The sequence below is a fragment of the Anoxybacillus andreesenii genome (assembly GCF_030813005.1).
In the GTDB taxonomy this organism is placed as follows: Bacteria; Bacillota; Bacilli; order Bacillales; family Cytobacillaceae; genus Robertmurraya; species Robertmurraya andreesenii.
Genome location: NZ_JAUSTU010000007.1, coordinates 177,318 through 183,573, shown reverse-complemented (window position 1 = coordinate 183,573; position 6,256 = coordinate 177,318). Strand labels below are relative to the sequence as shown.

The 6,256-nt window shown below is 33.0% G+C and carries 4 protein-coding genes and 1 pseudogene; 2 read left to right on the top strand and 3 right to left on the bottom strand.

Annotated features, from left to right (window positions below; translation table 11 throughout):
- Nucleotides 1-291 precede the first annotated feature (291 nt).
- Together J2S07_RS09530 and J2S07_RS09525 are read left to right on the top strand one after the other, a co-directional pair.
- Nucleotides 292-1,059 carry an ABC transporter ATP-binding protein gene (locus tag J2S07_RS09530; RefSeq protein WP_026562879.1) on the top strand — a complete coding sequence of 256 codons (768 nt, stop codon included), beginning with the start codon at nucleotides 292-294 and terminating at the stop codon, nucleotides 1,057-1,059.
- Nucleotides 1,046-2,968 (top strand): FtsX-like permease family protein, encoded by a 1,923-nt coding sequence (locus tag J2S07_RS09525; RefSeq protein ID WP_307150168.1) that lies wholly within the window; start codon nucleotides 1,046-1,048, stop codon nucleotides 2,966-2,968. Before J2S07_RS09530 ends, J2S07_RS09525 begins: the two co-directional genes overlap by 14 nt.
- 2,277 nt (nucleotides 2,969-5,245) lie before the next feature.
- On the opposite strand, the pseudogene J2S07_RS21935 reads toward J2S07_RS09525, so the two are convergent.
- The 3 genes and pseudogenes from J2S07_RS21935 to J2S07_RS09510 form a co-directional block, all read right to left on the bottom strand.
- A pseudogene (locus J2S07_RS21935) lies at nucleotides 5,246-5,317 on the bottom strand (SEC-C metal-binding domain-containing protein); the annotation flags it as partial.
- 108 nt (nucleotides 5,318-5,425) lie between these two features.
- Nucleotides 5,426-6,082 carry a hypothetical protein gene (locus tag J2S07_RS09515; protein WP_307150166.1) on the bottom strand — a complete coding sequence of 219 codons (657 nt, stop codon included), beginning with the start codon at nucleotides 6,080-6,082 and terminating at the stop codon, nucleotides 5,426-5,428.
- Between the two features lie 11 nt (nucleotides 6,083-6,093).
- The gene (locus J2S07_RS09510) at nucleotides 6,094-6,243 is read right to left on the bottom strand and encodes a hypothetical protein (RefSeq protein ID WP_307150165.1); all 150 of its coding nucleotides are present in this window, start codon (nucleotides 6,241-6,243) and stop codon (nucleotides 6,094-6,096) included.
- Between the last annotated feature and the right edge of the window lie 13 nt (nucleotides 6,244-6,256).

Sequence of the window (6,256 nt, the reverse complement as noted above, 5' to 3'; positions counted from 1 at the left end):
GATGAGAAGGCCACCAAGCGAAGCGCGGTAGTAACCCCTAACGTTCTTACACTAGCAAACAAGTGAAATACGACAACTTTCTTGACAAACACCGTTAATTAGTTAGTATAAGTATGGCATTTATATAAGATATCATTTCATAATACTAATATTAGTATTATACTTCGTATTTTTGTACCATTCTTTCAAAATTGTAAGGTTGCAAGGTAAAACTGTAAGGTTAAATAATAGTTACTTACGGTAGAATAAAAAACATGAAAGTAATTGATTTTTATGGAGGATCGAAAATAAATGAGAACAATCGTAAATGCGAAGAATATAAAAAAAGTATACGGAACAAAAGGAAATGTGTTTACTGCATTAGATAATATAGATTTAGAGGTACAGGAGGGTGAATTTGTAGGTATTATGGGTCCTTCTGGTGCTGGCAAATCAACACTTCTTAATGTTTTAGCAACTATTGATCAACCGACTTCTGGTGACATTAATATTGATGGGACAAGTATTGTAAATATGAATGAGGAACAATTAGCAGCCTTTCGTCGTGATAAACTTGGTTTTATTTTCCAAGATTATAATTTGCTAGATACATTAACGGTTAAAGAAAATATCATATTGCCCTTAGCATTAGCCAAAGTAGATCCGAATGAATTAGAGCATAGAGTACTTGAAGTAGCAAATAAGTTTGGGATAAGTCCGATATTAGACAAATATCCATATCAAATTTCTGGTGGCCAAAAGCAGCGTACAGCTGCTTCACGTGCAATCATATCAAAACCGAGCTTACTTTTAGCAGATGAACCTACTGGTGCATTGGATTCTAAATCAGCAACAGATTTGTTGGAGAGTTTAAAAGGATTAAGTGAGGTAGATAAAGCAACTATCCTTCTAGTCACCCATGACGCATTCGCTGCGAGCTACTGTGATAGAGTGATTTTCATTAAAGATGGCAAAATGTTTACAGAACTTGTCAAAGGAAAGGGTTCTCGTAAAGAATTTTTCCAAAAAGTTTTAGATGTACTCTCTGCACTTGGGGGTGGACAAAGTGACTCTATTTAATTTAGCGAAAAAAAACGTTATTGGGAACTTTAAAAGTTACTTACTCTATTTTATATCAATGGTATTCAGTGTTGTTATTTACTATACATTTGTATCCTTGCAATACAGCCCGGAAGTACAAATGGCCATTGAATCAGAAAATAGTTTACTTAATATCTTTATTGCTGGTTCCGTTGTACTAATATTATTTGTGGCAATATTTATTCTTTATTCAAATTCATTCTTTACAAAAAAACGAAAGAGAGAAGTAGGATTATATTCCCTTTTAGGTTTAAGGAAAAAAACAATCGGTAAAATGCTTTTTTATGAAAATATAATCATGGGTGGTATAGCGATTATAATCGGAGTTATACTCGGAACCATACTATCGAAACTGTTCACCATGATTGTGCTTAGATTGTTGGATACACCAGTTGAAGTTAGCTTTGAAGTATCCATTGAAGCAATTCTCAATACAATTATTGTCTTTATGATTATCTCCTTATTTACATCCTTTAATGCTTATCGTTTGATCTATCGTTTTAAATTAATCGAGTTATTTCGGGCAGAAAAGGAAGGAGAACATGCACCTAGAACATCTTTTATAGCTGCAATAACTTCAATCATTTTAATTGGTTTTAGTTATTGGATTGGATTTCAATCACCAACTTCAGATGTACAATTGCTTGTAAACCTTGGATTATATTTAATTAGTATCGTGGTAGGTACGTATTTACTATTTAGATTCTTAACCATTTATATACTAAGACAACTACAAAAGAAAAAAACAATTTATTATAATGGGACAAATTTAGTTGGAATCTCTCAGCTACTTTATCGTATTAATGGCAATGCTCGTACGCTTACTATTATAGCATTACTTAGTGCCGTTACAATAAGTGCTATATCTGTCGGTTACAGCTTTTATTATACGAATGAAAAACAGGCAGAAAAAGAGGCTCCATTCAGCTATATGCATATTTCTTTGGATGAATCTGTCGATAAACATATAGAAAAAACCATCCAATCAGATACAGAACACCCGATTAATGGGCAAATAGATATCCCTGTTATTAACTCAAACGGTGAAGTTTCGAACCCATTACTTCAAGATTATTTAGAAGAAGGCCCGATTAAAATAATATCTGAAAACACGTATAATGAAGCATTAAGGATGTTAGATAGGGAAAGTAATATTCAACTATCTGGCAATCAAACGATTGGCATACAGCCACTCTTAACTGAATATACTTCCGCTGATTATGAAGAACACACAATTACATTACAATTACCTAACAAAGAAATTGAGTTAGCATTTAGCTCAATGTTAGAAGATAGAATTATTCCTTGGAATTATCCAGACTTCAACATTGTAGTTAGTAACCAACTTTTCTCTGAAATTGCAACCCAAATAACTCCCGTAACCATTAAAGCATATGAAGTTGCAAATGAAAAATCAACAAAGGATACTACTGTTCAAATACAAAAAATAGCAAGTGAAGATATGCAATTAACCACCTTTTACAATATATATAGAAAAGGGTTAGAATCTGGTGGATTAAACTTATTTATTTTAGGATTTTTAGGACTTGTTTTTCTTGCGGCAACTGGCAGCATTATATATTTCAAACAATTAACGGAAGCTCACGATGATAGAAGCCGTTATGAAGTTTTACGCAAAATTGGAGTAAGTAAGAAAGAATTAAATGCTACTATAAGAAAGCAAATTATTTTTGTGTTTGGATTGCCACTCATAATTGGTATTATTCATGGGATTGTAATATTACAAATAGCTTCAAACATTTTTTCTGTATTAATAGGAATGAACTTAACTATTCCAATTGTTATAACCATTCTAGTGTATTTTATCATTTATCTTGGTTATTACTTTCTAACGCTCACTTCAGTAAAAAATACTGTGAATAACTAAAGTAAAAAGTCTCTCGAATAATTGAGAGACTTTTTATCCAATAAGTGACTTCTACATTGTGTTTTCTTTCCTCTTAACTCCTAATTCCCATATTATAGATGAAATATTACAAACGCAACTTCATTTATTTTTCTACTATATACAACCATAATAAACTCCTGTTAAACCCCACCCCTCCAACCCGCATTCCACCGTTCGAGTCATAATAAAGTTTTGCTACAGACCCCTTAATTTTATCCAATTTTGGATTAAAATCGGTCGTTTTTCGGGCCTTTTTCGGCTGTTTTTTCATGGTTTTTTCGGAGTCATAATAGAGTTTTGCGAACAAAACAAAGAAAAATAATGGAGATAAGAGGTCCAGAATAAGGATAAAATATTGGATAAGTATTGATTTGCTATTGAGTGCGATATTGGATAAACCCAATGATGGCAAGGGTTAGAACAAAAAAGAGAGGAAAGAAATCGAACTCTTTTCTCCCCTCTCTTTCATCTGTTATCCGAGAATTTATTGGATTTTGTATTAGAAAAGCAATTGTTTATTATTACAGAATTGGCGTTGAGATTAGCAAGAGTTTATTATGGTTGCTAAGAGTTTATTATTGATCTACAATTTCTGTACCATAAGAATAATCATTTGCTAAACCCCATCCCTCCAACCCGCATTCCACCGTTCGAGTTAAAATAAAGTTTTGCTACGGAACCCCCATTTTGAAGGTTTTTCGGTTCAAAAATGACCGTTTTTCGGCCCTTTTTCGGCTGTTTTTTCATGGTTTTTGGGGAGATGGAATAAAGTTCTGACATAATAGAGAGAAGAAAGTAATGGAGATAAGAGATCAAGAGAAAAGAGAAAAGTATTGAATGAGTATTGATTTATTATTGGGATTATATTGATTGGCATATTGATTAAACCCAGTAATACCAATGGTTTAGGAACATAACTGTATTGAAAAAACATTGAAAAAGGCATGAAAAAACTCGGGATCCCGATGAGGAAAACCCGAGTTTCTATTTGGATTTTGTGCTGAAAAAGCAAATGTTTATTATTACAGAATTGGTGGTGAAGTTAGCAAGAGTTTATTATGACAGTCAGGTGTTTATTCGTGATCTACACCACCCTCGACATCAAGACAACACACTCAACGTGGCTCGAGAGGATAGAACGAATGTCATTTGAGTATGTCCGTTCTCGGAAACATATCCACTGCATTTTTGGCACTATCGGTAGACGGGAACATGTCAACCAGCTATAGTCTGCTAGTTAGATAGAATTTCAATAATTTTTTACAAATCAAACAAATCATAAACAGGTGGTTCGAGTCTATCCCAGTAATCTCCTTCAGCTTCAAACAAAGTTGCTATTCCAAACTCTATTGCACAGAATTCATTACGTTTGTATTCTTCCCAATTGTCCCACGCTTCAGGGTTTACGACAATATTTTCACTTATCATAGGTAGTAAATTATTGATATATATTTTTCTCTTTTCTTCTGATAAACTCAGGAGTTGCTGTTTATATCTTGCAAATAATTCATCATTTTCCTTGAGCCAAGATATAATGCAATACGTTTTCTCTCCTTCTGGAAATACCATTACAAAAATATGTTTTGCCGAAACATTAGGATTTAATAAATCTTGTATTTTGTTTCCTTCTAAATCATGTGTCATTGCTTCAAAACCGGTACCAGCAAACTTAACTGATTGATCAAACTCCCACACAACACTAGAAAGCACATCATAATTACCAGTTAATAAAGCTGTATCAAAAATTTTTTTAACATTCTCAAGATCATCAATTGCCATATGCATTCCACGATATGGATTATCTTCATCTGGCATATCTGCTAATGATGGTTTTATTTTAAACATGTTCCTTTCCATATTAACAACTTCTTGCTTTTTGTGATACTCAACGGCAAAACATCTATATGTATAAAGGAAAATATGCTGTATGCTTTTGTCAAACATTCCATCCTCGATAGGTTGAAATACCGTCTTATCGTGATATCCACAAAATCCTGTAAAAACAGTTGCTTCTTTTCTACCGTACACAGTCATTGGCGCAAATGGATTGTCCGATTTTGGACAAGGCATATACACTATACCATTAGAAGATAAACGCTTGATTATTTTATTGTTTTGGATTGAATGTGCCCCGATTATTTTTTCAGAGCATTCGTCTGATTTAGGATGTAGACATCTTTTAATTCTCGATTCTTTTCGCACTTTTTTATAGGTTTCTAGAAGATTAAGTGGATTAGAATAGTAAACATCATCAGCTTTTCCAAGACAACATTTTTTATATTTTTTACCGCTACCACATGGACAAGGATCATTTCTTCCTATTCTCATTATTTTTCACCTTCATTCGCAAATAGTACTAAACAAACCGTCGTGTCTTTCAACAGATTCTGAACTCCAGTTATCCTAGTGTCTATAATAACATCTGTACTCAAAAATCTATATTTCCTCACAACTGGTTATTTGCTCAGGCGGAATATCTATTTCGTCTTTTATATATAAGAACACTTCAGAAATCAAATTATTATTAGCTCGATCAATCGCACGGCTTACCATCCACCGTTTTATATGTACAATTTCCTCATCTGTCAGTTCTTCTTGAGTATCATTTAAGTCAAAATTGAACCGATGGATTTGATCTATCGTTGCGTAAAAATTCACTTTATAGCCTTTACTACGTTTAGCCCATTCTTCCTCCATCTTTTTCAAATCCGGAAAAGCAGCGGAAAGTTTCATCAAAAATTCTGGTCTTTCATGAATATTTGTTCCATAGGAAAAAATATCATCATTCATCATAAATCCATTAACGCAATAGTCGTAATAAACTCGATGTGCAATCGGCTTGAGATATTTCTCCGGAGACATTGAATAATCATTATTCCTATACCAATCATAATCCACATTGTACTCTTTACCTTTATAGAACAATAAACGTCTTTCCACATCAAAAAATACGCCATTGGATTTTAGCATTCTGCTTAATAGAGTATCCCCAGATAAAACCTTTTGGAGATTCTTTAAGCCTTGACTATGAATTTCTCCGCATTCATCTAAAGACCCTATAACATGAAATCCCCATATTCTAATAGTATCCATATTGATGTTATTTACCTTTGCTGCATTGCGATCCCAAAATTTTCAAACTCATTATTACTATTGATAATAAGCTCTTCAATATATTCTTCTCCAGACATATTAAAGAAAGTAAGTAAAAAATCATACGCTCTATCAGGTGTTCTCAAGTCAAAATCATACATTTAACTACCTACC